Raw genomic sequence first — 23,203 nt, forward strand, 5'->3', positions numbered from 1 at the left:
TAGAAAGAGCACATACCGGAGGGATCGCTCCAGCGCGTTCGTATCCGCGAGGTACCGGCAGCGGGGCCGGCGTCGCGTCTGTCGTGCATGCTCGACGCATCAGCGCGGTGAACTGGCGTTATGCACTCCTCTTCCCGGACTGGCTTCGTGCCAATGATGACGAGCGAGACGAGTATGCCCGGCTGAAGGTACGCCTCGCAGCCCGTCACAGCAGTGATGGCGATTTCGACGACTACGAAGCTCCTGTCGGTGGCGCGGCGGCCCGGGCCCGACTACGGCCGGGCAGCAGCTATGGTCGTCACGCGGCCAGCGCCTCGATGAGTGCCTGAGCGAGGGCATCGCTGGATTGCGGGTTCTGGCCGCTGATGAGGTTCCCGTCGCGGACGACGTGCTCCGACCACGGGTCGGCGTCCTCAACGATCACGCCGCCGTCGCGGAGGGTGCTGGCGACCAGCCAGGGCGCGTTCTTCCCCAGCCCTCCGGTCAGCTCTTCCTCGTCACTGAAGACGGTGAGCCGGCGGCCCGAGAACACGAGACCTCCGTTCTCGTTGACGGCGCTGAGCAGACCAGCGGGACCGTGGCAGAAAGGCGCGATCAGCAGACCTGCGCTGTTCGCCTGGGTGAGGATCGCGCCTAGGTTCGCGTCGAACGCGAGGTCTGCCATCGGGCCGTGGCCGCCGGGCATCACAATCGCGTCATAGTCCGTGGTCGTGACGGTGTCCAGCGCAAGCGGACGCTCGAGTTCGACGGCGATCGAGCTGATGTAGGCACGGAAGCTGTCGACCTTGCCCTGATCTCCGACGATCTCGAGCGACAGCGAACCGGGGTCGACTGTGGGCACGCGGCCTCCGGGCGTGGCGATGGTGACGGTGTGACCGGCCCGCACGAGGTCGCGGTGAGCGATGACGAGCTCCTCCGCCCAATACCCGGTCGAGTGGGCAGAGCCGTCAGCGAGGGTCAGGGTGGTGGCCGCGGTCACGACCATCAAAATGTTCGACATTGTGGGATCCTTTCGACCAACCGATCCTCGCTGGTGACGCGTCGGCGCCCCCATCGGTTCGTCGAATTCGCGTATCGGCGAACCGATGGCGATCGATCAGTGGATCAGTCGGCGAAGGTGAGAAGCTATGGCGCCGAGTGCAGCGTTGCTTTCCATTTCACGACCGCGGGTAGCGAGGAACACGGTGTTCAGTGGAAGCACGGTCGGAGCGTCGAGAGTGATCAAGGAGCCGGCGTCGAGATCGTCGGCGACCAGGTAAGCGGGCAGTACCGACATCCCAGCACCGGTGAGGACCAGTGTGCGGATGCCGCGCAAATCGGGGATGACCGCGACGAGCCGTAATCCCTCGGGGGGACGGTTGAAAACGGAGCGCCAGTACCGTCGCACGATCGGAAGGTTGTCTGCGTAGGCGATCACCGGCACCGTTTCGGGATCCGCGCCCAGCCAGCTCGGCGCCGCGACCAGCAGGAACTCCTCGTCGTAGATGGGCACGGCTGAGATCCCGCGACGGCGGGGGGCCACCGCGCTCACCACGATGTCTAGGGACCGGTCTGCGAGGCGATCGAGCAAGTCCTCGGCGAGTCCGAACTCCAGCAGCATCGGCGCCGCGACCGCATCGATGAGCTCGGATAGGTGTGGGATCACCATGACGGAGAGCATCTCCGCCGCACCACCGACGCGGATCGCCCGCGTAGAACTGTCCGCGGGCCCGGATAACAGTGCGGCGTCCTCGATGGCGTCGACGTGGCCGGCGACCTCGCGAGCGAGCTCGATGCCCCGCCCCGTAGGCCTTACTCCATCACGATCGCGATGAAAGAGCGCGTAGCCGAGGGACCGCTCAAGCGCCTGAACGTGCGTCGAGGCAGTCGCCTGGGAGATCCCCAACAGTCGCGCTGCGTGGGTGACCGAACCAGCCCGATACACCGTGACGAATGTACGCAGATGATCCAAGCTTGGGCGACTCACCGCTCTCCCCGGCGTCTTGCGCGGACATGTATCACACCCCATTGTCGTCCAGCCCGAGCCCATCGTGCGTACCGGAGAAAGCGATCTGGCGACGACCGCTGGCTCTATGCGGGCTGCTCACGGGACGCTGCACAGGATTCGGTCGACCCGAACACCTATTTGTGTTTCACTATTAGTGTGTCACGCATACAGGCTCGGCAGGATGCACAACTCACACGAGCTGCGCTTCCGCTGCTCTCATTGCAGCTGATCCACCAGCGAGAGTCGTACGGTTACGAGCTTGTCGAGCGCCTGTCGGAGCTCGGTCTCGAGGTCAGCACGGGACTGGTCTATCCCGTGCTGAATCGCCTGGAACGGGATGCTCTCGTGGCCACGACCCCCCGGCCATCTCCGAGCGGCCCACCTCGCAAGTACTTCTCGCTGACCGACGCAGGGGTGACGGCACTCGCGGCCGCCCGGTCGCAATGGGAGGAGACGGCCACGGCCGTCGCTACAGCCCTCAATTCCGGAGAGGAATGACCATGTCAGCTTCAACGCCCACGACCCGTTCGACCGGATTGCGCACCTCGATGTACCTGCTTCACCTCGACTGGCACCTCGAGGGAGCCGTGCCCGCGGCCGAACGCAGGCACATCCTTCGAGCCCTGCGGCAAGAGATCGATGCGGACCCCAGGCCCTTGGGAGTTGCGCTCGCGGACCTCGGCTCGCCCCGGGCACTTGCCCTACGCTACGGCGAGGGCGGGCAGCCGCGGCCGCTCTGGTCGATCGGCGTGGTGGTTGCGGGAGCGATCCTCGTCGCCTACTGGCTCTTGTTCGGCACCTTCGCGGGAGGGATGCTGGCCGTGGTCGACAACGCGGCGCCGATGAGCGCTGAGGCGACATTCCTTTTTGTGACCGTCGTCGCGTTCTCCGACGACCAGGGCGTCGGAATCGGCTGGGCCAGCGGCCCGGAGTGGTTCGTCGTTCCGGGCGTGATGGTGGCCCTCGCGCTGTTGCTGGGCGCTCGGGCCTGGCGACTCGTCCCTCGTCGCGCCAGGGCTTAGCATCGCCGACGCCGCCGTCCGGTCAGCGCCGACCTACGCCGAGAACGCGCGAGGTCCGAGGTGGCAACGTGCGCGAGCGCGAGCTGGACGTGGCGGGTATGGAGGGTCGACGCCGGCGTCATCCTCACGATGTCGCAGTCAGTCCGGCTGCAACGACGACGAAGCCCTGACAAGCTCTCGCTCATCAGGGCTTCAGACCGTCGGGATGACAGGATTTGAACCTGCGACCCCTTGATGACCTCGCCCGCTTCGACGCTGACAGACAGAGGGGGACACTCGCCCGCATATCTACCCGCTGATCAGCGCTATTGTGCCGCTGATGGACAGACATCGACGGACACTGAAATACGCCGACGTACTCCGACATGTGAGACGTATGTGAGACGTGCGGCTTTCGGTCAAGCTGCGCGAAGGCGGCGCTCACGCGCGCGGCGTTCGATCCGGTCCAGCACGCGGTGCGTCGTCACTGGGTCATGCTCGAGCGCCTCGCGCGTCTCGACCGCACGGTGCAACAGCACGTAGTACCGGGCCGGCCGCAGCCCGAGCTCGGACACGCAGAGCTCGTCCTTCTCGCCGGTCCACGTCGGATGAGCAGCCTCGAAGTCGAGCAATTCAGCAGTGGTAGGCATGGGCCGATTCTCCGCCTGGCCACCGACACCCGGTCAGCCGCCCCAGATACCTGGGAGGTCGTCGCCGGCTGCAGGCCGCTCGATCCACGGAATGTCGATCTCCCACCCGCAGCCGCCGCAGCGGTAGCCGCCGTCGACGGTGCGCATGACGGTGCCGCATACCTCGCAGCGCGGCTCCGAGCCGATGTCGAAGTCGTCGTCCTCGTCCATGCGGCACAGCCTATGTCGGCGTACGATGGCATCCTCTCGGCCGGAGGAAAGGACTCCTCGGCCATGCGATCACCACTCGACCCGGACGCACTGCTCGACGTGACCCTGTCCGCGATCTGCGCCCGCAACCAGTACACCCGCGACGCCGCGCCCGTCATCACGGAGCTCATCGCTGCAGCGGGCGGGCGAGACGACATCCTCGCGCGGGCGGCCGGGATCTGGGCGGGCTACTTCGACGCCGCCGAGACCCGGGCGCTCGCGACCGCGCTGCGCGCGCTCCCCGGCGCCGAGCGATGGGTCACGGAAGGACGACGCCGGCGCGGCATCCCCCGACACGGAGCGCCCATACCTCGACCGTGACCCCGGGATAGGAACGACGAAAGCCCCCGGCCGCCTCGAGGAGAGGCAGCCGGGGGCTGAACTATCTGTGCGCGATAGGACGAGCATCCCGTCAGGGCGCTGCGCAGTCCTGTGCGGCGGGGTCCCAGATGAGTTCGATCTGCTCGCAGACCACGCGGAGGATCGCGTGCTGGCCCTCGATCACGCCCAGGCGATACGTGACAGTGGCGATGGCTCCCGCGATCATGCACACCATCACCGCGCTCTCGAGCCAGCGCCTCAGCTCGTTCTTGTTGTGGTCGGCGCGGGAATGGGTGCGCATGTGGAAAGCTCCTCGCGGTGTGGGTGGGAGTGGGTAGCATTTGCCGCATGGACTCTGACGAGAGCTGGGCATCGCGTGCACGCGGCGTGTCGCCCGTCTGGTTCCCGATTGGGATCATGGTCGGCCTGGGCGGGATCATCTGGTCCCTGCTCGACTTCTCACTGTTTTCGGTCCTGACGATCGGGGCCGGCGCCATGTGGATGACGTGGGCGGCTATCGGATCCCGGCTCCGCGGCGACACGTGAGCGCCGCGGCGCTTGCCGGATAGTGCGGTCGGAGCAGGCCGGACGGTGTGCGTTACCCTGATCGCGTGAGCACGCGGACGCTATCCATCAACCCGTGGGCTCCGCCCCTCGCCCTCGTCGCGATCGCGATCGTGGTGGTCCTCACCGCCGGCATCCCCGACGCATTCGCTCTGCTGCTCGCATCCGTGTCCGCGATCATCGCGCTCATCGGCGCGATCAGCTCCGCGTCGCACGGACTCCGGCCTGCCTCGGTAGCGTTCTACGTCTTCTGGTTCTCATGGCTCGGCGTCGGACCAATCGTGCAGCTCACCCTGCAGCGAGTCTCATGGGGCGACACCGTAGCGCTCACCGACCGCCCCGCCGTGCATGGTGCGCTTCTGCTCACCGTCCTCGGCGTGGCCGCGTTCTGGGTGGGAAGCAAGTTCGCCGACCAGCGACACGCACCTTCCGTCTTCGCGACGGAGGCATCGAGTGACGTGCGCCCGAAGGCTGCCGTGCGCGGCCGAGTGGTGGTACTTCTGGCGGTAGCCCTGCTCGCGCTGTCCCCGTTCGCTATCCGGGTGTTCGGGTTCGCAACGTACTTCAGCTCCCGCAACGAGCGCGCCCTCGCGCTCCGTGAGTCGGGCAACACGCTCGACGCACTCGGTGGCGCGCAGTTCGCGATGTTCACCGCCCTGCCGATCGCCCTCGCCGTGTCGACCATGCTGCTCAGCCTCTACCAGATCCAGTCGTCGTGGAACGGGATCAGCCAGGCGCGCATGCAACACCTCATCACCTTCACGATCGGTCTCGCGGGGTGCATCGTCTTCGCCAACCCGCTCTCCCAGACACGATTCATCGCCCTCACCGCGTTCGGCACTCTCGCCGTGGCCCTGTTCCGGCCGCGCTCGCGAGGCGCCGCCGTGATCTTCGTCGCCGCGGCGTTCTTCGCAGCACTCATCGTCTACCCGCTGGCGACGTTCTTCCGCGGCGGGACGGCGCAGTCCGCCGCCGACCTCACCGCGGCGACGTTCACCGGCAACGACTTCGACGGCTTCCAGCAGGTCATCAACACCATCCACTATGTCGACGCAAACGGCTTCACGTTCGGCATCCAGCTGCTCTCCGCGGCACTGTTCTTCATCCCCCGATCGATGTGGGCGGCGAAGGCCGATCCCGCGTCGATCGACGTCGCCACCCACGCGGGTTACGCGTTCACGAACCTGTCGATGCCGATCCACGCAGAGCTCTACATGCAGTTCGGCGTTGTGGGCGTGGCCGCCGGGATGCTCGCGCTCGGGTACTTCACCTCACGCGTTGACGCCGCCTGGATGAGCGGCTCGGGGGCGAAGCTCGGCTACTTCGCCCCCTACCTCGCGATGGTGATGTTCGGTCTCCTGCGTGGCCCGCTCGGGTCCCTCGTGCCCATCTACATGCCGACGTTCATCGTCCTCGCGATCGGCATTGCTGCGCGACCGCGAGGACGATCCGTCGACTCAGGCATTCGGCCAGGTGCCGCCCGTCACGAGGTTCTTCCACGCCGCTGAGCCGTCGTACACGCACAGCCCCTTGCCGCCTGACAACGCCGGGTTGGCGTTGTAGAGCATGTCACCCGCGCGGGGAGACAGCGTCGCGAGCCCGAACTGCCAGCACACATCCGGGCCTGACGCCCGGATAGACCCGATGCCCGCCTCCGGGAACACGAACAGGCGGTCGACCGGGAGCACGTTGCCGCCGCTTGAGATGACCGTCAGTTTCGCGCCCGCCCTTCCGCGCACGGGCGCGTTCGGGATGTTGGGGAGGTTCATGTCGCGCGTGTGCACGACGCAAGGATCGGTCGTGGCGATGCGTACGATCTCCCCCGCCGTCTTGGATGCCACTCCGTCGACGAACACCTCGTCCACGTGCGTCCCGGCGTAGATGTCGGCCACCCGGTACGTGTTGAAGTCCGTGATATCGCGCAGGGACAGGCGGTTCACCGTGGCGCCAGTTGCGACCTCCACGAACGCGCCGCTGTTCGCCAACCCAACGACCGACGGCCGCGACACCTCAAGCACACGGACGCGGGACGTAGCGTCGAACACCTTGACGAGCTGCGACGTGGCGTCGGGGCTGTCCACCCGAGCCTGATCGATGGGCAGCATCCGAATATCGTTCCGGCCGCGGACGCTGACCACCCCGAACGGCGCGGCAATCGGGCCCGCGTCGAGCTGCTCGAGGATCGCCTGCTGAATCACCTGCGTAGTGTCCGAATTGCCCGTGCCGAACTGGACGAGACCTCGCAGCTTGTTGGCCGTCTTCGACCGCCCCTTGATCTTCGACAGCCGCACCATGCCGAGCTCGCGCCCGCTGAGCACCACCGGCGGATGCTGACCCTCTCCATTGAACGGGAACGGCGCCGTCGGCGCATCGGTCATCACGACATCGACGTTCTGGATGTCGATGATGCCGATATCCGTACCGTTCGGCCACGACCCGACCGCCAGGTTGTCCCACACGTAGATGCCGCCGCGGAACTGCCCCGAGTATTCACCCTTGACGCCGTCGACCTTGAACTTGCCGATGGTGTAGTCGGCCGCGCCGAGGACGCGGATGAAGCTGTGGCCGTTGACCGACCACAGATCGTTGAACTCGACGGACTCGATCGAGCCACGCGATACGGCGTACGTCGGCCATTCCGCCAGGGAAAGCCCGTACACGTCGTCGCCGGAGCGGTGACCGCGGACGTGCGACGACGTCCACGTCTTCCCCGGGCCGAGCACGTGAATGCCATCACTGTCGGTGTCGAAGACGAGGTTGTCGGTGCGGATGTTGCCGAAGTCAGCGATCGCGATCGCCCATTTCGTGGCGTTCATCACCTTGATGCCGTCGATAACGAGGTCGTCGACATGCTGGAAGTCGATCCCGTGGCCGGCGTACTTTCCCGACTCGGGCCAGTTGAAATCGCAGGGACGGTTCGGCCCGTTCACGTCGAGCACGCCGCCGAACATCTCGATTCCGGCGGTGCGAGTAAAGCTGCTGTTGACCGCCGGGAAGAGTTCTGCGGAGGGCTCGGCGCCCGTGTCGGTGTACGACGTCTCGGTGGTTGTCGCGATGAGCTGCAGGCGCCCCGTATGGCCGCGCCAGACGCGGTACCCAGTGACTGCGCCGGCTCCGTCCGGGACGATAGGCGCCGCCCAAGACACTCCCACTGAGCTCGCTGAACCGGTGAGCGTGACGTTCTTAACCGGCGCACCGATCGTTTCGCCGGTCTCGGTGACAGCGGTCACGGAGTAGAAGTAGGTGCCCGCCGCGAGCGCGCCCCCGGTTGCGGACGCGTTGAGCGACATCGACCGAGGCGACATGACAGCGAGCCGCTGGCATTCCGCCTGAAACGGGTATCCGCTCCACCCGGCCGCTGCTTTGAAGGTGGCGCGAGAGAGATCCCACCGCCCCTTCGGCCAGAAGACCGTGCCCGCCAGGGTGAAGTCCCCGAGTAGCGTGCCGCCGCGGCCCTCGTTGAGCTTCAGGAACGCGTTCAAGAGCGGGGCGTGGTTGATCGAAGGGCCAGGTGCTCGTAGCTGCGCTAGTGCGGCCTCAGCTCCTCGCCGAGATTCGCTGTCCGTCGCCAGCAGGGCCGCGATAGCAGCATCCTCGGTGTCCAGCGTCTCCGGAATGGAATCGACCGCCGCGATTGCTGCTGCCGCAGCGGCTTGCGCATCCTCGACAGATGTTCCGAGTTGCTGCGCAATCGTGGTCGATAGTTCATCCGAGTCGGCGATCGCGCGGAGGACGCGGGGGGCGAGCTTGTTGTCGTCGGTGATCCCGATCGGCTTCGTCATTCGGGGGCTCCCATCAGGAACGTGCCCGGCTCGGCCGGGTCTTCGCGGATAGCGGCGGTGTTGAGGATGGTGAAAGTGCCCGGCTCGGTCGGGTCCTCGATCAGGGGGGCGCCCTGGTGCTCGGCGAGCTCTCGGAGAACGTCAGCTGCGGCGATCGCTCGCTCGCTCGCTTCCGACGCGCGGATGCGGTCCTGCTGCGCGGCCGCCGCTGCCTCGGAGGCGTCGGCGGCCGCGTCCACAGACGCCTCCGCGTAAAGGCTGATATCGGTCACCGGGGTGACGGCGGCGCCCGCGCGGATTAGGACCTGTACCGTCCCGACCGGGGGCCGGAACTCGGGGAGCACTCCGTCGCTGTTCGACGTGAGCACTCCCCCGGTGAACGGGACACCCTGCATGTCGGTGATCGGCAGCGGGGACGAGAACTGCGTGTCCGTCATCGCGAACACCTGCGCCTCGGTGTTGATCAGCCGGCGGCCGCTGTCGGTGTCGACGAGCAGCAGCGGCGGGATGTATCCGACGATGTCGGCCATGAAAGGGTGTCCCTCCGGGTCAGTGGATGTTGTGGCCGCCGCGTGACTCGGGCGGGAGCGACGAGATGTCAGGGGTGCCGGAGTCGGTGCGCGCCGTGGTCGGTTCGGTGGCGTGCTCGAGCTGCTTCGCGCCGAGGTCGCGAGTGAGCAGCGCGTAGGACGCGTTCACGACGACGACCGCGAGGAGAGTGAACAGCCACCAGTCGGTGACCGGCTCACGGGTGATGGCGAAGTAGAACACCATCACCAGGCCCGCCAGGACGACCGCCACGGCGACGGAAACGACCTTGCGGTGCACGGGCTTGGTGACGAACGGCAGCAGGCCGTTGAGCGCGCCCACGGCGTACGGGGCGAAGAAGCCGAGCAGGGTGATGATGCCCAGCGGCGCGACGGGGATTGCGATGTCCATGCGGGTGACCTCCTCAGGTCTTGGTGATCTCGGTGGTTTCGTCGATGTCGGGCCAGGGGTCCGGTGTCCCGCCGGCGAGGATGAGCTTCCGCTCCAGCCGCGCAGCGAGCCCCTCAACCAGGCGACGGTTCTCCCGCTCCCGGTCGGTGCGTGCTTCGGCGGCCGCGGCGCGCTGGTTGGCGGCGTCGCGCTCGGCGATCGCGGCGTCGCGCTGCGCGATGATGTCGTTCTTCCGGCGGGACTCCCGTGCGGCTACTCCGTTGCGGAGCAGCTTCACGATGGCGACGATCTCTCGGAAGAACAGGGCGATCGCGCCGAGCCCGCCGAGAGCGGTGATGATTCCGATCCAGTTCTCCACTCGGCCCCCTACGTGTCGCGGCGCACGACGTCGCGTGTGCGACGACGGAGCATCGCGGCGACGCGGGCACGGATGTGCTGGTCGTCGGGTTCGGAGGCGAAGATATGCAGCTCGAGATACCGGCGCAGCATGTTCAGCATCGCCGCGAGGATGATCATCGCCGCGACCGTGGTGAACGGCGTCACGGTGGCCGTGGTGCCGAGCACGAGGAAGTACACCCCGATACCGATGCCAGCGAATGGCAGCGCCGGCACTTCGATGATCCAGAACCGACTGAGCCGGCCCGCGAAGCCGCCGGCGCCGCCGAGCACGAGCATCGCTCCCCAGACGGGGATGAGCCACTCCCACCCGGCGAGCTCGGTCTGCACCGACGGGGGCGGTGCGATGAACGCGAACACGCCGCCGACGGCGACCGCCGCGTAGATCACGAGATCGATGACGCGGATGAGGCCTTCGAGGACGCGGCGTTTCTCCGGGGCAACGGGCGAGCGGTCCATCACAGCACCCCTCCCCCGAAGACGGCGAACGCGGCGATGCCGGCGCGCACGAGGTCGGCGAGCCACGTCAGCCCGGCGACCAACACCGCGCCCGCCACCGCCGCGACCGAGATCGCGACGGCGGCGATGGTGCGATCGCTCATGCCCAGTACGTCCGTGCCGGGTTGCGGCGGGTGCCTACCCAGATCAGCGAGCCATCGTTCGCGCGGATGCGGACCGGGCCGGTGCCCGGGTCCTCGACGACCTCGCGGGTGCCGCCGTGCATGATCTGGTCCGGGGCGTAGTCCCCGGTGAAGGCGTTCTCGTACTTGCTGTACCAGTACTGACCCTCGGCGGGCACGTCGAACAGGTGCCGCTTCGCCACCGGTGCGGGCGCGGCACCGGAGCGGACGCGGGCCGGGTTCTTCCGGGTGCCGACCCACACGAGGTCGCCGTCGGCTGCTCGGACCCGGACGGGGCCGGTGCCGGGGTTCTCGACGACGGCGAGGGTCTGGCCGCCGCGAAGGTACTGGTTCGAGGCGTAGTTCCCGATGAGGGCGTTGCCGTAGTGCCAGTAGTAGAACTGGCTTTCGGCGGGAACGTCGAAGTAGCCGAGCGGGTTCCCTCCGGCTGCGGGTGCCGGTGCGGGCGCTTCCCCGCGGTTCGGGATCCACTGCTCGGGGTCCACGAAGGTGCCGTCGGGGAGGATGATCTCCTGGTGGTTGTGGACGCCCGTCGACATGCCGGTCGTGCCCTGCACGAGCAGAGCCTGCCCGTCCTCGACGACCTGGCCGGGGCTGACGAGGAAGCCGCCCGCGGCGCCGTGCGCGGTGCGGGAGAGCACACCGTCGTGGTGACGGACGAGGACCGTGTTCCCGTACGAGCCGTCGTAGTAGCAGCGCTCGACGACGCCGCGCTCCGGGACGTGGTTCCGCGGGTAGCCGGAGGTATCGGTGCCGGTGTGCCAGCCGCGCTTGTAGATCGAGCTGCGGTAGCCGAACTCGCGGGTCCGGCGGGGCTTGTTGGTCTTGGAGCCGTTGGGCCAGAACGCGCCCATCACTTCACCTGCTCTTCCGTCGGGTTGCCGAGGAGCTCGTACGGCGGGAGCGTGTGGATCTCGCCGTCGATGACCTCGACCGCGTCGAACGTCTCGGCGTCCTTCGCGGCGAACTCCTCGTCCGACATGCCGTCGGGCTTCGGGTAGTGAACCTCGAACCAGGCGCGCTCGCCTTTCGCCTCGAGGTCGGCAGCGAACTGGAGGATCTCCTCGTTCGCGTTGGCGGGCTCGACGACGTCGAGCCGCGCGGTGGGTACTGCGGACATCACGAAACTCCTCTGGGTATGACGAAGCCCCCGGCGGATGCCGAGGGCTGGTGGTGGTGGGGTGGTTCAGGCGGAGAACACCGAAGCGACGACGATGCTCTGCGACGGTTGAACCGCACCCCACGCGGGCCCGTAGATGCGGCGCGCGCGGAAGCCGAGCTTCTGCGCCCCCGTGAAGACCTGCTGTGAGGGCCAGGGGGACCACGACCGCCAGTTCGAGAACATGAACTCGTCGCCGGCGGGAAGCTTCGTGGCGATCGCTGTGCCTCCGACCATTGCGTCGAAGTCATACCGCGCCCCAGTCGGCTCGAGTTCACGTCCCCAGAACCCCTGTGCCATCATCTGCACCCGGTAGGGCACGCCGGGATCGGGGAGGTCGAATTCGGCGATGATCCGAGACTGCTCGTTCCAGACGACGATGCCCTGATCCCGCACGGACCCTGATGGGGGGAGGTCAGCCCATTTCAGCGGGTACACGCCGAGGAGGCGGCCCGAGTCAATCGCGGTCCATGTCTTCTGCCCGAGGGCATCGAGAGTCCGGGCCCAGGTACCGGCACCAATTCGGATGACCGTGCCGAGCCGGTCGAGGTATTGCCGGACGAGGAGGTCGTTCGCGAACGAGCCGCCGTCGCTGCCCCACACGCGGAGGTCGACGAGCTCCTGCACCTGCGACTTGCCGGCATCGACGCGAGCGAGCCACAGGGGCTGATCGTCGGCGGTTCCGGGTGTGGTGGCGCGGTCCGGGATCGCTTTGGTCGCGCCGGCGGGGATCGAATCGAACGAAGAGAGATTGTTCTGCCAGTCGCGGTGCACGGTGACCAGGTGCCACACCGAGCCTGTTGCGGCAGCGGGCAGGATGATGGATGCCTCGTCCTCCGTCCGGTCGACGACACCCCACCCGAATCCACCGCCAGGCGCAATCCGAACCTCGCGGTCCACACCGCCGACGCGGGCGCGCCAGGAGGTCTCCGAGAGCACCCCGTACTTACGTCCGCCAGCCTCGGCGATCAGCTTCGTCCACTGCTCCTCATTGACCGAGCCTTCGTATCCGACACTGTCGGCGATAGGAACGGGCATGGCTACCTTCTTCCTGTGTCGCGGATGCCGCGCGCGAGACGCGCGACGTCCGCAGCGAGCTTGTCGTTCGTGTCGCCCTCGACCTCGCCGATGCGGGGCCTGACGAGCACCCCGTCGGATGCAGACTCGGTGATGGCGACGCTGACGGGTTGGACGCGGTCGATCGGACCCACCTGAATGTGCACTCGGTCGCCGTAGTCGTAGGTGCTTCCGAAACGGAAGCGCGGGGTCTCGTTGAGGGTGGTGTTCACGCCGGCCGTGGGGCGCCCCTCCGCGAGCGCTTCGCGCCCGTCGAGAGTGATGTCTGCGCCTTCGTCCGTGTTGCGCGCGTCGCGGAAACCCTCGATGATGTCGCCCCACTGCGCTTCGAGGTCAGCGTCACGGACCTCGGCGAACTCCCGCTCGACGCCCTCACCGCGCCCACCGACGATCACGCGCGTGACGGTCGGGCCAGTGCGCGCGAAGGTGTACTCCTCGGGGATCCCGGACGCGACGGTGAGAACACCGGGGACGAGCAGGGACTCACGTACGTCCACGACCACCTGGGTGCCGATGTACGCGAGGGTCACGATGAGACCGTCGGCTGTGAGGGCCGGGATCAGCTTCTCGGCGAGCGGGTGGAATCGGAAGCTGACCTCGATCTGCGAACCGCGCCCCTGTGATGGCGCGACCGTCCATGGCACGCCGAGACGGTCGAAATTCTCCTGCAGCGCGGTCTTGAAGACCGTCTCAGACGGTCCCCGATATGTCGCGTACTCGCGGTCTTGCGCCGAGACTTCGGCGCCCGGCTTCGGTCTCCCTTGCCAGTGCCACAGCTTGCGCAGGTCACCGCGCACCTGAGCGGTGACCTGCCCGAAGGGCCCCTCGCCCGGAGTCTCCTGGATGATGCCGCGGAAGCGCTCCTCGCCCCGGAACCACACCGCGCAGCGAGCACCGTCCTCGGTCGCCGCCGGCACGGCTTCATGGTCGTCATCGAGGGCGAAGGACGCCGTCGGTACCACGTTGGGGGTGAGGTCCGCGGTCGCGTCGACACCCTCGAACTGCCTCTGAAACGCCCCAGTCTTGTCGTAGATGACGAACTTCAGGCCGTCGCCCATGCGCCCTCCTCAGATGGCTCGGAAGTACAGCGGCACGACGTCGAACATGATGCTCCCAGCGCCAGTGGCTTCGACGTGCAGCTCCACGCTCTTGCCCGGCGGAACGGGCGCGTAGTCCTGCAGCCCGAGCGCCTGAGTCGCATCGTGCCCGTTCAGCGTCGCGGACGGGTTGCGAGGGTCGGTGTCGATGACGAGCACGTCGCCGACCTGCAGCTCGAACGGCACGGTGATGAGCGCTCCCCCGACGCCGAGAACGACGTCGGTGAGGGGACCTGCCGCGGACCAGACGCCCCACGCTTCGACATCCCCGGTGTTGGGGACACTCGCGCTGGCGAAGTTCGACGCCGAAGAGATGTGCATCGGCGGGCCTGGTGGCAGGAACGGCACCGGGGCCGGCGCTGACCACGGCCCTCGCCGCACCCGAGCGCCCTGCCAGTACGGCTGAGCGGCTTCGAGCTCGACGGCGTACTCGCCCCACCCCTCGGCCATCGGATCGAAGGCGTCGGCGTGCGGGCTGCCGAACACAGGTGAGACGGTCAGCTCGCGAGTTTCTCCTCCGGCGGTCACCCGCCAGATGCCTTCCTGATCGGGGTGCAAGGTGGCGAAGAACGCCCGATACCGAGCGCGCCACTCCGCCGACGAGTCTGCGAAGACGAACACGGGCCAGAACACCTCGCGCGTCTTGGTCTTCCAACCGCGCTTGCGGTGCCCGGGCGTCCCGCGGGACTCGGAACGGTAGACCGTGACCTCGGGGTTATGCAGACCCTCGACCCCGCGCGTGTCCAGGAACACGCCACTGGTCCAGTCGTTCAGGTCCCACACGGAACCGTCAGCGGCCACCCATTCCAGGGAGACACCCTCCCAGGCCGCCACCGGGATCGGTGGGGCACTGGGAGGGTTACCCAGGGCGATCGGGTAGCTCATGTGATCTCCCTCTCCGTCGCCGACCGTGCGAGCCGGCGCCGACGTTCCTTCTCCGCTGCACGGAAGAACTCCGGCACGTCCTGGGTGACAACGTCACCGTGGATGACGACCGCCGGGCCCTGACCGCCGCTCGCACGGAGGGTGTCCCACTGCTCGCCGGTGAAGACCGGCTCCGGCCGCCCCGAGAGGTTGAGCGCCATCCCGCCGTGGGGAAGCCACCCGCCCTCGTCGTACAGCTTCGGGATCACGCCGCCGTTGGCCATCGCCCAGTGGACGTGGTTGTAGTGCATCGAGCGTTCCGGCTCGCCCCACAGGTGGTTCTTGCCCTCGAGCAGCTGGCGGCCGTTCGCGGGCGAGTAGATCAGCGCCTGCGAGTTGGGGAAGTTCTCCCGGAGCCAGTTGAACACCTGCATGCTCGGCGTCAGGTCGATCGCCCGCCCGAGGGAGTGCATCCGCGAGTAGGGGTCGTTCGGCCGGTAGTTGGAGTACATCTGGGTGCCCGGCAGGGCGCCCTGGACGATCTTCCACATCGCCTCCCAGCCCATCCCGCGCCCGGCCGGCGACCCCGGCTGGGGCGCCGCGGCGCTGAACAGGCTGGCCATGCTCTTGACGGTGTTGATGGCGAGGCCCCCGACGGTCTGCCCGAAGATGTTCTGCCCCTCGAGCATCGGCCGGAGAATCCCGTCGATGACGTGCTTCTGGATCGCAGCGCCCGGGTTGGAGAGGAACTCCCACCCGAGGGTCGCCGCACCGCGGACGTGCTCCCACACGTCGCTGAGCAGGCCGCCGCTTTCGCCGCCGACGATGCCCCCGTTCGCGAACTGCGTGAGCCCGAAACCGAACCGCTGTGCCACGTCCGCGAGGATCGCGGTCGAGCGGGCTCGCTTCGCCGGCGCGAGCGGGATGTACGCCTCTCCCCCGGTCTCAGGTTCAGCCCAGAGCCGCATGGCGCCACCGCGCGCGATCTGCGCGACGTGGTTCTCGACGCCACCGTCCGCGAACTTCACGAGGTCGGCCTTCGGCAGCTTCATGTCGTTCAGGCCGAGCGTGCCCACGAGGTCGTTCCAGAAGGAGCGGAGCCCGTTGTTCCACACCGTGTCCAGCACGAAGTTGATCGGCGACGCGGCGGCGGCCTTGATGCCGTCCCACGCCGTGCCGATCGCGCCGGCGACGCCCTCGAACGCCTTGCCGAGCAGGTCGATGCCGACCTTGAACGGCGAGAACACGTGCTGATCGATCCACGACCAGGCCGCGCCGATGACGGACGAGATCCCGTCGAACACCGGCTTGACGATGTTGTTGTAGAGCCACTCGAAGATCAGGCCCCAGCCCTTGATGGCCCCGACGATGAACCCGACGATCGGCTCGATGACGTTCGACCAGATCCAGGAGAACACCTGACCGATGCCCGCGAACACGGGCGACAGGACGTTCTCCCACAGCCAGACGGCGATCGCACCCCAGAACCGGAAGTAGTTCACGATCAGCGTCCCGATGGGGCTGATGACGTTCTCCCAGATCCACGAGAACACCGCACCGATGCCGGCGAACACCGGCTGCAGGACGGTCTCCCACAGCCACGTGGCCGCGGCGCCGATCGCGGCCATGACCGTCGACCAGATCTGCTGCCCGAGCTCGGTCTGCGTGAAGAACCACACCAGGCCCGCGACGAGCGCCGCGATTCCAGCCACGACGAGTCCGATCGGGTTCGCCGACAGGGCCGCGTTGAACAGCCACTGCGCTGCCGCTGCGACGCGCGAAGCAGCCGCGGACGCGAGCGTCGCGGTGCGCTGAGCGATCGTGGCGATCACGCCGCGGCCGCGCGCGGCGGTCTGCGTGTTCTCGGCCGTGGTGGACGCGACGGTGCTCGTGAGCGCTGCCCGGTTGGATGCAGCAAGGGCACGGTTCGCGCCGGCGAGCATGAAGGTCGAGGTAACCTGCAGGCCCATGCCGATCGCCGAGTCGCGGCCGATGACGTTGTTGAGCGCCTGCGCGCTCTTCCACGCCAGGATCAGACCGATGATGACCGGCATCGCCGAGGCGAGCAGGCCGGCGTTGTCGGCCAGGAACCCGAAGGCGCCCTCGGCGACGTGGACGACGTCGGTCAGGCCCGGCAGCTGGCTGGTCGCGTCGGTGACGACGGGCAGGATGGTCGCCAGCGAGTCACCGATCGACGCGAACGCGCCGCCGAGGTCACCAGAGGTCAGGTCGGTCCACAGCGCGCCGACGCTGTCTCGGAGGTCGAGGATGAACCCGACCATCGGGGAGTCTTCCTCCCACCCGAACGCGGTGCGCAGCTTGCCGGTGAAGTCGCCGCCGACGATGAGGTCCCACAGGCCCTGGATGCCGTCGCGGACGTCGAGGATGAAGTCGACGGGGGCGGAGTCCTCGCTCCACCCGAAGGCTTCGCGCAGCTTGCCGGAGAAGTCGCCGTGGACGACGAGGGCGTACAGGCCCTGCGCGCCGGTCCACACGGTCGAGAAGAACGACCCGATGCGGGGTGCGGCGTCGACGAGCCACTGCACGCCGCCCTGGACGTAGGGCAGCGCCTGGCCGACGAAGGTGATCGCGCCGGCGAGGCCCTCCTTCAGCAGCGGGATGGCGGGCTGGATCGCCTCGGCCATCCCGACCGAGAAGGTGTCCTTGAGCGTGGACCACAGGCCCGACAGCGACGCGGACTGCTTCTCCATCATGCCGTTGAACCGCTCGAGGCCCTTGCCGGTCTCGAGCGCGCTCATGAGCTGCTCGAGCTCTTCGCGGCCGAGCTTGCCCTTGCTCGCCATGTCGGCGATCTCGGCGGTGGCCTTTCCGGTCGCGGCGGTGAGCAGGTCGAAGACGGGGATGCCGGCGTCGCGCAGCTGGTTGAGGTCCTCGGCGCTGATGCGGCCGGCGGCGTTCATCTGCTGGATGGCGACGGTGGCGCGCTGGATGCCCTCGGCGCCGGTGCCCATGCCGGAGGTGACGTTGCCGAGGGTGGTCATGATCGGGATGACCTTGTCGGCGTCGATCCCGATCGAGATCAGCGACTGCGCGGACCGCTGTAGACCCGGCAGGTCGAACGGCGTCTTGGCCGCGAACGACGACAGCTCGCCGAGGAAGCTCTTCGCCTTGTCGCCGGACTGCAGCATGGTGGTGAAGGCGATCTCCGCAGTCTCCATGCCCGCCGCGGTCTGCACGCCGACGCCGCCGGCGGCGATGCCCACGGCGGTGAGGGTAGCGAGACCGGTCTTCGCGATGCGGCCGAAGAACGACCCGAGCCGGCTCGAGGACCGCTCGACACCGTCGGCGTACTTCTCCCCCGCCTCTACGCCGGCGGCGGCCACCTGCGGGTTTGCCTTTCGCAGTTCGGTGGCGACGTCCTTCTGGACGCCGGGCATCTTCACCCCGAGGGCGACATAGGCGTTGGCGATTTCGACCGCAGTTGCCACAGGTCACCCCCGGTCTATTTCTGCGAGGCGCGCCTCGCATCGCGCGCGGCGTGCCGCTGCGCCTTCGTGGCCGTCTTCGCCTCGGCCGCACGCACCTCGTGCGCTGGCTTGGGTAGCTCGATGCGCTTGGGCGCGGCACCCTTCGATCCGGCGTTGTGCCAGTCGATGAGCTCGAGGCGGAAGATCGCCTCGCGGAGCAGGTGGGCTTCGTCGGTCAGCGCGATCGGCCCGCCCGCCTCGCGCCATAGCGCGCACCCGTGCGGCAGGCCAGCGACGAGGTCGCCGAGCTCGAACGGTGTGCGCTCGGGTTCGGTGCGACCGTTGCGCAGCAGCCGGATGCCGTATTCGGCTTGAAGCGATGCCCGCAGGGCGCCCTCGTGGTTGTCGAGGGCGCCCGCGAGCACGATCAGTTTGGGTTGAGCGCCTGGAACAGGTCGAGGACGAACTGCGCGCCGTCCGACGTCGACACGCGACCGTTGGGGCCGCGCAGCTGGTCGAGGACGGTCCGGTACTGCTCGCCGACGAGGCGGCGCAGCAGCGACGGCAGCCGTGAGGCGTCGTTCTGGTCCTGGACGGCGCGGATGTCATCGAGCACTTCGAAGTCGTCGAGGGCTTCGTCGGCGACGACGACGGTGATGCTCTTGTCGGGCGCGACCGGCATCGTCACCTGGCGGGCCGGGACGGTGCGCGCGTCGTCGCCCTCGCCGAGAACGGTTTCGACCTTCTCGACCTTGGGCTTGATGGTCTTGGGCTGGTGATCCTGGGGCGCCTTGGCGGCGGTGGGCCGAGTGGCCATGTTTTGTCTCCTCCGACTGGTGTCTCCGACTGGTGGATGGGGGCGGTGGGCGGAGCCGTCGGAGGAGCTCCGCCCACCGGTCTGTGGGCGCGGTCAGTTCGCCGGCGGCAGCGCGGGCTGTGCGGCCGGCTGCTGCTCGGCGGCGGCGGCCGCGTCGTCGATGCGGTGCTTGTTGCCGTACCGGTCCTGCCGGTAGATCTCGCCGGACTTCGGCTTGGCGCCCCGCTTCCGCGCGGCCATCAGGCGCCCGCCTCTTCGAGGTCGGTGCTGATGTGGTCGTAGTCGCCGATGATCTCCCCGAGGAACGGGTAGGCGGCGATGTCGGACCCGACGAAGGTGCGGTCGCCGTTGGGGGCGATCTCGAAGCGCGGGATGATGAAGCGCTCCTTGACGTCGTCGTCGTCGGCGTCGAACAGGTCGATGACGGCGGAGCGGACCTGGATGCGCTGTCCGGAGCCGCGCTTGACCTTACGGACGCCGGCGGTCGTGGTGTCGACCTGCTTCTCGTAGTAGCGCAGCGAGTTGGTCTGCGCCTTGGACTCGAGGCCGACGAACGCGATCTGCGTGCCGGACTCGCCCATGAAGGTGCGGACCACGCCGCGGCCCTGAAGCCCGCGGCGACGCTCGACGGAGCCCGTGAGCGTCTCAGTCAGGCCGTCCTCGGACAGCCAGCCGACGTCCTCGAAGGCGGGGTCGAGGGCGCCGTCGATGGTCGTCGGCAGCGTGGTGCCGTACGGCGCGAGGTGGATCGCGTCGGAGTCCGACCCGAAGATGCGGGCGAGCTCAGCATTCACGGTCATGGTGTCTCTCTTTCGTGTGAGCCGGGGCATGACCGGCGTTGTTGACTCCCCTGGACCGGGGAGGGTCAGCGGGCCGCGCGGACGCGCAGCTGGACGGTGAAGCGGTAGACGGGTGTCTCCGTGTCTTCGTCCGGGGTGAAGTAGGGGCCGGTGACGTCCTGGACGCGGCGGACCAACGGCATCGCCGTGTACTGCTGCAGGAGCGCGTCGCGGGCCTCGTTGGCGATGCGCGCGGCGGTCTCGTCGTCGCTGGCCCAGGCTTCGACGGTGATCTGTGGCTGGTCGACAACGCGGTTCGCTGCGGCGCCGCCGTTGCGCCAGGCACGGAGGAATGCTGAGGGCCGGGGCGACGGTACGCGCAAGGACACGGGCACGTCGACGCGCTCCTCGAGGAAGGCGATCACGGTCGACTCGATGTCAGTGAATCTCACTTCCGGACCGCCCCGATCGCGCGCTCGAGGACGGCGTCGCGGGCCTGCCGTCGTCGGGCGCGGGCAGTGGTCGTCTGCACATAGCCGCGTGCCATCCAGCGATGCGGGCGGGGGACGTACTTGAAGCCCTCGCCCGCGACGGCGGCCATCTTGCGACCGGCGGAATCGACGATCGCCTGGACCGGGGCAGAGCGCATGATCGTGTTGATCGCGGCTAGGTTCAGCTTGACGTCGTCTGCAGCCATCGGTGCCCCCTATCCGTCGGTGCGGCCGGCCTCGCTTGGGCGGTTCCAGCGCGTCGGTGCGCTCGCGTACGGCTGCGGGTCACCGATGATCGTGAGCGGTTCGCCTCCGCGGACACGCACGCGGCATCCGGCGAGGCTCTTGATGTAGGTCTTCGGCCAGAACAGGGACCACTCGACGCGGACGCCGGCGGGTCGCGTAGCGTCGGCGACGTCGGCGAGCGCCCCGGGGGCGACGAGCACGTCGTTGACGATCTCGTCGATCCACTCGAAGCGAGGCTCGTTGCGGGAGTTGCGACCGGTCTCGGTGGGCCGCTGGACGATGACTGTCTCGCCTCTCACGGGATTAGCTCCTGGTCGACGTCGTCGCCGTACCAGCGGGACGCGTTCTCGAAGCGGATGGCGTCGGGCGCGGGTGTGCGGACGGATCGGATGCCGCCGCCGAGGCCGCAGGCCTCGTCGAGTTGCTCGAGCTCCTCGGGGAGGAACCAGCGGGACAGCGCTGCGCGCGGGTTGTACCTGGTGGAGAAGGGGCCGGCACCCTCCTGGTCGATGAGGCCGGCGGGCTTTCCGAGGCGCCGCTCGAGCGCGTCTGCAGCTGCAGACACGAACAGGACACGGCGCTCCCCGGTGATGTGGGCGCCGTATCGGAGGTCGAGCAGCAGCGAGAGCACGGGGATCCATGCGTTGACGCGCTCCTCCTGCGCGGTGTCGAGAGGGGGGAGGAACGGCTTGAGCTCCTCCAGGTTCAGGTTGAGTGCCATTCCTCCCCCTTCCCGTCAGTCGCTCGAGCCGGTACCGGCGGCAGCTGCTGCTGCCGCAGTCGCGGCCTCGCGATGCTTGGTGATCGCCTCGAGGCGGTCGCCCTTGTTCTTCACGCCGGCGAAGTCGACGCCGTCGCGCTCGGCGAGCTTGTCGAGCTGCGCGTTGGTCCAGGAATCGGACGGGTCGCCGTCCGGGATCTCCACGACCGGTTCCGACTTGGCGGCGTCGGCCTCGGTCGACCAGCCCTTCGACGTGAAGTACTCGACCTTCTCGTCGGGGACCTCGATCGACTGGCCCTTGGGGTGCGTGAGCGTGGGTGCCATGTCAGCTCCTTCGATCAGACGGTCGGGATGACCGCGGCCGCGGGCTCGGACGCGCTGCCCTGCGCCGTGATGGTGTTACCCAGCACGTACGCGTAGCGCGCCTTGAAGCGGAATGCGACCATGTCGCGCTCCGCGAGGTTGATCCCGTCGACCGTGGCCTGGTCGAGGAACTTGACGGTGACGTCCTGGCGAACGCCGACGAGCACGCGGGAGCGGTCAGCGACGATGGCCGTCGCCTCCGTGTTGTCCCATGCGCCGTTGCGGACCAACGCGGCGTCAAGGCCGGCGATGGTGTCGGTCACGGTGCCGCCTTCGCCCAGCGTGCGCTGGTAGATCGACTGGCCGTCGGCGCTGCGGAGGTTCGCGAGACGGAACCGCAGGCCCGAGGCGGACGCGATCGTGGTGGGGTCGGCGCCCGAGTCGGCGACCGCGCCGGCGGCCTGGAAGATCGACCCGGCGAGGTCGTTCGGTCCGGGCGTGGCCGACACCTGGAACACGTTGCCGGCGGCGGTGGCCGCGGCGAGGAGGTCCAGGCTCGTCCAGGTGGCGGGCTTGTCGACGCCGAAGAAGATCGCCTCGTCGAGCTTCTTGCCGAGCGCGGTGCCACCGAGGCCGGTGATGCGCTCGATCATGCCGTCGTCGGCGTCCTCGAGGGTGTCCTCGTGGATCGGCACGATGACCGCCACCTCCTCGACGACGAAGCGCTTGTTGCCCCAGATCGCCTTCGACGTCGGCTTGCGGCCGGCCTCGAGGGTGGCGGACTCCGAGACCCACTTCGCCTCCGGGAGGGTGGTGAGGACGGGCGCGTTCGTGATCTTGGTGCCCAGCGGCACGGTCTCGAACGCACTGAGGGCGGCGGAACCGGCCTCAGCGGTCTGGAGGAGTCGGTCCGAGTACTCCTCCTGGATGAGCGTCGCGACGTCGTCGCGCGTGATGTCTGCCATTTCGTCTCCTTGACGTGTAAGCGCCTGGCCGGCGTGCTGAGAGAGGGGTTGGGGCTACCGGTTCTTCGCCAGCTGCCGCAGCGCCGCCGCGGCCTTGCCCCGCCCGCCCTTGTTGGCGGTGTCGTCGTCCTGCTGGTCACCCGCGCGCGGCGTCGGACGCGTGCGCGGCTTCCGCGACACTTCCTTCACCAGGTACGGCTTGTCGGTCGCGAGCTTCTCGACGCGCTTCTTGAGCTCGTCGACGTCGATCTCGTCGTCCTTCTTCGGCACCTCGTCGCCGAGGACCGCGAGCGCGTCCGCGGGGTCGAGGAATCCGACCGTCGCGGCGAGGCTCTTGATCTCGGTGGACGCGATGCGTCGCTCGTACTTCGCCGAGGTCTCGCCGGCGGCCTGCGTCCGCGCTTCCTCGATCGCCTTTTCACTCGGGGTCTTCTTCTCGTCCTCGAGCTGGTCCCACTTCTCGGCCTTGGCCTTGAAGTCGTCGTAGCCCTTGAACTTGTCGCGCTCGCGCGCGAGGCGTGCCTCCACGATGCGGTCGAGGTCGGCCTGCGTGGCGGGAGGCGTGTAGCTGCTGCCGCCGGCGTTATCGCCGCCGCCGTTCTCGCCACCGCTGTTTCCGCCGCCGCTGTTTCCGCCGCCGGGAGCGCCTGCACCGTCCCCGTCGAACGAAACGATCAGCGGGTGGCGCCGAGTGAAGAGGTTGGACATGGGTGATCCTCCGTAGAT

Annotated in this window: 34 protein-coding genes; 6 read left to right on the forward strand and 28 right to left on the reverse strand. The window is 68.2% G+C overall.

Annotation, left to right across the window (positions count from 1 at the left end):
* Window positions 1-23 precede the first annotated feature (23 nt).
* Window positions 24-329 (forward strand): GrpB family protein, encoded by a 306-nt coding sequence (locus tag JOF37_RS15745; protein WP_307803467.1) that lies wholly within the window; start codon window positions 24-26, stop codon window positions 327-329.
* Here the strand turns inward: JOF37_RS15745 and JOF37_RS04160 are convergent.
* Window positions 299-1,000 carry a type 1 glutamine amidotransferase domain-containing protein gene (locus JOF37_RS04160; RefSeq protein ID WP_210005357.1) on the reverse strand — a complete coding sequence of 234 codons (702 nt, stop codon included), beginning with the start codon at window positions 998-1,000 and terminating at the stop codon, window positions 299-301. The two genes, JOF37_RS15745 and JOF37_RS04160, sit on opposite strands and share 31 nt — an antisense overlap.
* Window positions 1,001-1,096: 96 nt before the next feature.
* The gene (locus JOF37_RS04165; RefSeq protein WP_245338096.1) at window positions 1,097-1,951 is read right to left on the reverse strand and encodes a LysR family transcriptional regulator; all 855 of its coding nucleotides are present in this window, start codon (window positions 1,949-1,951) and stop codon (window positions 1,097-1,099) included.
* 192 nt (window positions 1,952-2,143) lie between these two features.
* Between JOF37_RS04165 and JOF37_RS04170 the strand changes: the two genes are divergently transcribed.
* Window positions 2,144-2,485 carry a PadR family transcriptional regulator gene (locus JOF37_RS04170; RefSeq protein ID WP_210005359.1) on the forward strand — a complete coding sequence of 114 codons (342 nt, stop codon included), beginning with the start codon at window positions 2,144-2,146 and terminating at the stop codon, window positions 2,483-2,485.
* On the forward strand, window positions 2,482-3,009 hold the full coding sequence (locus JOF37_RS04175; RefSeq protein WP_210005360.1) for a hypothetical protein: 528 nt from the start codon (window positions 2,482-2,484) through the stop codon (window positions 3,007-3,009). Before JOF37_RS04170 ends, JOF37_RS04175 begins: the two co-directional genes overlap by 4 nt.
* 398 nt (window positions 3,010-3,407) lie before the next feature.
* Here the strand turns inward: JOF37_RS04175 and JOF37_RS04180 are convergent, their stop codons facing one another.
* Together JOF37_RS04180 and JOF37_RS04185 are read right to left on the reverse strand one after the other, a co-directional pair.
* Window positions 3,408-3,638: a DUF3263 domain-containing protein gene (locus JOF37_RS04180; RefSeq protein WP_210005361.1), complete on the reverse strand. Its 231-nt coding sequence runs from the start codon at window positions 3,636-3,638 to the stop codon at window positions 3,408-3,410.
* Between the two features lie 33 nt (window positions 3,639-3,671).
* Window positions 3,672-3,848: a hypothetical protein gene (locus JOF37_RS04185; protein WP_210005362.1), complete on the reverse strand. Its 177-nt coding sequence runs from the start codon at window positions 3,846-3,848 to the stop codon at window positions 3,672-3,674.
* Between the two features lie 12 nt (window positions 3,849-3,860).
* Between JOF37_RS04185 and JOF37_RS04190 the strand changes: the two genes are divergently transcribed.
* Window positions 3,861-4,208, forward strand: coding sequence for a hypothetical protein (locus JOF37_RS04190; RefSeq protein WP_210005364.1), 348 nt, complete (start codon window positions 3,861-3,863; stop codon window positions 4,206-4,208).
* Window positions 4,209-4,299: 91 nt separating this feature from the next.
* On the opposite strand, the gene JOF37_RS04195 is transcribed toward JOF37_RS04190, so the two are convergent.
* A complete protein-coding gene (locus JOF37_RS04195) occupies window positions 4,300-4,509 on the reverse strand; it encodes a hypothetical protein (RefSeq protein WP_210005366.1) in 210 nt (69 codons plus the stop codon).
* Between the two features lie 47 nt (window positions 4,510-4,556).
* On the opposite strand from JOF37_RS04195, the gene JOF37_RS04200 reads away from it, so the two are divergent.
* Window positions 4,557-4,754, forward strand: a complete 198-nt coding sequence (locus JOF37_RS04200; RefSeq protein WP_210005369.1) for a hypothetical protein — start codon at window positions 4,557-4,559, stop codon at window positions 4,752-4,754.
* A 65-nt stretch (window positions 4,755-4,819) separates the two neighbouring features.
* Window positions 4,820-6,280, forward strand: coding sequence for an O-antigen polysaccharide polymerase Wzy (locus JOF37_RS15750; protein WP_210005374.1), 1,461 nt, complete (start codon window positions 4,820-4,822; stop codon window positions 6,278-6,280).
* Here the strand turns inward: JOF37_RS15750 and JOF37_RS04210 are convergent.
* From JOF37_RS04210 to JOF37_RS04320, 23 genes are all read right to left on the reverse strand, one after another.
* Entirely contained in the window at window positions 6,230-8,554 is a 2,325-nt protein-coding gene (locus tag JOF37_RS04210; protein WP_210005378.1) for a hypothetical protein, read from the reverse strand. The two genes, JOF37_RS15750 and JOF37_RS04210, sit on opposite strands and share 51 nt — an antisense overlap.
* Window positions 8,551-9,084 carry a hypothetical protein gene (locus JOF37_RS04215; protein WP_210005379.1) on the reverse strand — a complete coding sequence of 178 codons (534 nt, stop codon included), beginning with the start codon at window positions 9,082-9,084 and terminating at the stop codon, window positions 8,551-8,553. The genes JOF37_RS04210 and JOF37_RS04215 overlap by 4 nt, the downstream gene beginning before the upstream one ends.
* 19 nt (window positions 9,085-9,103) lie before the next feature.
* Window positions 9,104-9,493 (reverse strand): hypothetical protein, encoded by a 390-nt coding sequence (locus tag JOF37_RS04220; RefSeq protein WP_210005380.1) that lies wholly within the window; start codon window positions 9,491-9,493, stop codon window positions 9,104-9,106.
* Window positions 9,494-9,506: 13 nt separating this feature from the next.
* Window positions 9,507-9,851, reverse strand: a complete 345-nt coding sequence (locus JOF37_RS04225; RefSeq protein ID WP_210005381.1) for a hypothetical protein — start codon at window positions 9,849-9,851, stop codon at window positions 9,507-9,509.
* 8 nt (window positions 9,852-9,859) lie between these two features.
* Window positions 9,860-10,348, reverse strand: a complete 489-nt coding sequence (locus JOF37_RS04230; protein ID WP_210005383.1) for a hypothetical protein — start codon at window positions 10,346-10,348, stop codon at window positions 9,860-9,862.
* Window positions 10,348-10,491 carry a hypothetical protein gene (locus JOF37_RS04235; protein WP_210005384.1) on the reverse strand — a complete coding sequence of 48 codons (144 nt, stop codon included), beginning with the start codon at window positions 10,489-10,491 and terminating at the stop codon, window positions 10,348-10,350. Before JOF37_RS04235 ends, JOF37_RS04230 begins: the two co-directional genes overlap by 1 nt.
* Window positions 10,488-11,384: a M23 family metallopeptidase gene (locus JOF37_RS04240; protein WP_210005385.1), complete on the reverse strand. Its 897-nt coding sequence runs from the start codon at window positions 11,382-11,384 to the stop codon at window positions 10,488-10,490. The genes JOF37_RS04235 and JOF37_RS04240 overlap by 4 nt, the downstream gene beginning before the upstream one ends.
* Entirely contained in the window at window positions 11,384-11,650 is a 267-nt protein-coding gene (locus JOF37_RS04245) for a hypothetical protein (protein WP_210005386.1), read from the reverse strand. The genes JOF37_RS04240 and JOF37_RS04245 overlap by 1 nt, the downstream gene beginning before the upstream one ends.
* Window positions 11,651-11,716: 66 nt before the next feature.
* The gene (locus JOF37_RS04250; RefSeq protein WP_210005390.1) at window positions 11,717-12,727 is read right to left on the reverse strand and encodes a hypothetical protein; all 1,011 of its coding nucleotides are present in this window, start codon (window positions 12,725-12,727) and stop codon (window positions 11,717-11,719) included.
* Between the two features lie 2 nt (window positions 12,728-12,729).
* Window positions 12,730-13,824 carry a Gp37-like protein gene (locus JOF37_RS04255; RefSeq protein ID WP_210005392.1) on the reverse strand — a complete coding sequence of 365 codons (1,095 nt, stop codon included), beginning with the start codon at window positions 13,822-13,824 and terminating at the stop codon, window positions 12,730-12,732.
* Between the two features lie 9 nt (window positions 13,825-13,833).
* Window positions 13,834-14,748 carry a phage tail family protein gene (locus JOF37_RS04260; protein WP_210005394.1) on the reverse strand — a complete coding sequence of 305 codons (915 nt, stop codon included), beginning with the start codon at window positions 14,746-14,748 and terminating at the stop codon, window positions 13,834-13,836.
* Window positions 14,745-18,176, reverse strand: coding sequence for a tape measure protein (locus JOF37_RS04265; RefSeq protein ID WP_210005395.1), 3,432 nt, complete (start codon window positions 18,174-18,176; stop codon window positions 14,745-14,747). The genes JOF37_RS04260 and JOF37_RS04265 overlap by 4 nt, the downstream gene beginning before the upstream one ends.
* Window positions 18,177-18,190: 14 nt before the next feature.
* Window positions 18,191-18,580, reverse strand: coding sequence for a hypothetical protein (locus tag JOF37_RS04270; RefSeq protein WP_210005397.1), 390 nt, complete (start codon window positions 18,578-18,580; stop codon window positions 18,191-18,193).
* A gap of 2 nt (window positions 18,581-18,582) precedes the next feature.
* A complete protein-coding gene (locus JOF37_RS04275) occupies window positions 18,583-18,972 on the reverse strand; it encodes a hypothetical protein (protein ID WP_210005399.1) in 390 nt (129 codons plus the stop codon).
* A 93-nt stretch (window positions 18,973-19,065) separates the two neighbouring features.
* Window positions 19,066-19,212 (reverse strand): hypothetical protein, encoded by a 147-nt coding sequence (locus JOF37_RS04280; protein WP_210005401.1) that lies wholly within the window; start codon window positions 19,210-19,212, stop codon window positions 19,066-19,068.
* The gene (locus JOF37_RS04285) at window positions 19,212-19,772 is read right to left on the reverse strand and encodes a phage tail tube protein (protein ID WP_210005404.1); all 561 of its coding nucleotides are present in this window, start codon (window positions 19,770-19,772) and stop codon (window positions 19,212-19,214) included. Before JOF37_RS04285 ends, JOF37_RS04280 begins: the two co-directional genes overlap by 1 nt.
* A gap of 65 nt (window positions 19,773-19,837) precedes the next feature.
* A complete protein-coding gene (locus JOF37_RS04290) occupies window positions 19,838-20,203 on the reverse strand; it encodes a hypothetical protein (RefSeq protein ID WP_210005406.1) in 366 nt (121 codons plus the stop codon).
* Entirely contained in the window at window positions 20,200-20,448 is a 249-nt protein-coding gene (locus JOF37_RS04295) for a hypothetical protein (protein ID WP_210005408.1), read from the reverse strand. The genes JOF37_RS04290 and JOF37_RS04295 overlap by 4 nt, the downstream gene beginning before the upstream one ends.
* A 9-nt stretch (window positions 20,449-20,457) precedes the next feature.
* Entirely contained in the window at window positions 20,458-20,787 is a 330-nt protein-coding gene (locus tag JOF37_RS04300) for a hypothetical protein (protein ID WP_210005410.1), read from the reverse strand.
* Entirely contained in the window at window positions 20,784-21,209 is a 426-nt protein-coding gene (locus JOF37_RS04305; RefSeq protein ID WP_210005412.1) for a hypothetical protein, read from the reverse strand. Before JOF37_RS04305 ends, JOF37_RS04300 begins: the two co-directional genes overlap by 4 nt.
* 15 nt (window positions 21,210-21,224) lie before the next feature.
* Complete coding sequence (locus tag JOF37_RS04310; protein ID WP_210005414.1) at window positions 21,225-21,533, reverse strand: hypothetical protein; 309 nt, start codon at window positions 21,531-21,533, stop codon at window positions 21,225-21,227.
* A gap of 14 nt (window positions 21,534-21,547) precedes the next feature.
* A complete protein-coding gene (locus JOF37_RS04315) occupies window positions 21,548-22,477 on the reverse strand; it encodes a phage major capsid protein (protein WP_210005416.1) in 930 nt (309 codons plus the stop codon).
* Between the two features lie 54 nt (window positions 22,478-22,531).
* Window positions 22,532-23,185: a hypothetical protein gene (locus JOF37_RS04320; protein ID WP_210005418.1), complete on the reverse strand. Its 654-nt coding sequence runs from the start codon at window positions 23,183-23,185 to the stop codon at window positions 22,532-22,534.
* Window positions 23,186-23,203: the final 18 nt, after the last annotated feature.

This window comes from Microbacterium imperiale (assembly GCF_017876655.1).
Classification (GTDB): domain Bacteria; phylum Actinomycetota; class Actinomycetes; order Actinomycetales; family Microbacteriaceae; genus Microbacterium; species Microbacterium imperiale.